Raw genomic sequence first — 717 nt, 5'->3', positions numbered from 1 at the left:
CATCAGGGAGCAAGCTCCCATCTGTCCGCTCGACTTGCATGTATTAGGCACGCCGCCAGCGTTCGTCCTGAGCCAGGATCAAACTCTCCGATAATGGATCACAGGTTAAGTTCACCGCATCCTGCGGTGACACCTGCGTGACCTGCGTCGTGCAGGCCTAGTTTGACTGACTACGCACATCGCTGTGCGATTTATAAAAAATGAATTAACAGGTACGTTTTGTCTTGTTTAGTTTTCAAAGATCATTTCGTTTGTTCGCTTTGTTAAAGCAACTTTATTAGTATACAACGTTGCTTCTTCAAAGTCAACAATCTTTTTTTAAAAAATGGTGGAGCCTAGCGGGATCGAACCGCTGACCTCCTGCGTGCAAAGCAGGCGCTCTCCCAGCTGAGCTAAGGCCCCATTGAAATGGTCGGGAAGACAGGATTCGAACCTGCGACCCCATGGTCCCAAACCATGTGCTCTACCAAGCTGAGCTACTTCCCGATTGTCTATTCCATTAAAATAATGGCGCGCCCGAGAGGAGTCGAACCCCTAACCTTTTGATCCGTAGTCAAACGCTCTATCCAATTGAGCTACGGGCGCAAGATTTAATGCCGAGGGCCGGACTTGAACCGGCACGGTAGTCACCTACCGCAGGATTTTAAGTCCTGTGTGTCTGCCAATTCCACCACCCCGGCGTGGATGGTATAGTTGGAGCGGAAGACGGGATTCGAA

4 tRNA genes and 1 rRNA gene are annotated in these 717 nt (G+C 49.9%); all 5 read right to left on the bottom strand.

Annotated elements, in window-relative coordinates:
- Nucleotides 1–94 (bottom strand): 16S ribosomal RNA (locus JMN17_RS21390); the annotation flags it as partial.
- Nucleotides 95–326: 232 nt separating this feature from the next.
- A tRNA-Ala gene (locus JMN17_RS21385) sits at nucleotides 327–402 on the bottom strand.
- A 7-nt stretch (nucleotides 403–409) separates the two neighbouring features.
- Nucleotides 410–486, bottom strand: a tRNA-Pro gene (locus JMN17_RS21380).
- A gap of 22 nt (nucleotides 487–508) precedes the next feature.
- Nucleotides 509–585, bottom strand: a tRNA-Arg gene (locus JMN17_RS21375).
- 9 nt (nucleotides 586–594) lie between these two features.
- Nucleotides 595–680 (bottom strand) — tRNA-Leu (locus tag JMN17_RS21370).
- Between the last annotated feature and the right edge of the window lie 37 nt (nucleotides 681–717).

It is taken from the genome of Bacillus sp. RHFS10 (assembly GCF_016757475.1).
Lineage (GTDB): Bacteria > Bacillota > Bacilli > Bacillales > Bacillaceae > Bacillus > Bacillus subtilis_G.
The sequence above is the reverse complement of the archived record's forward strand: the minus strand, read 5'-3'. Positions and strand labels throughout refer to the sequence as shown.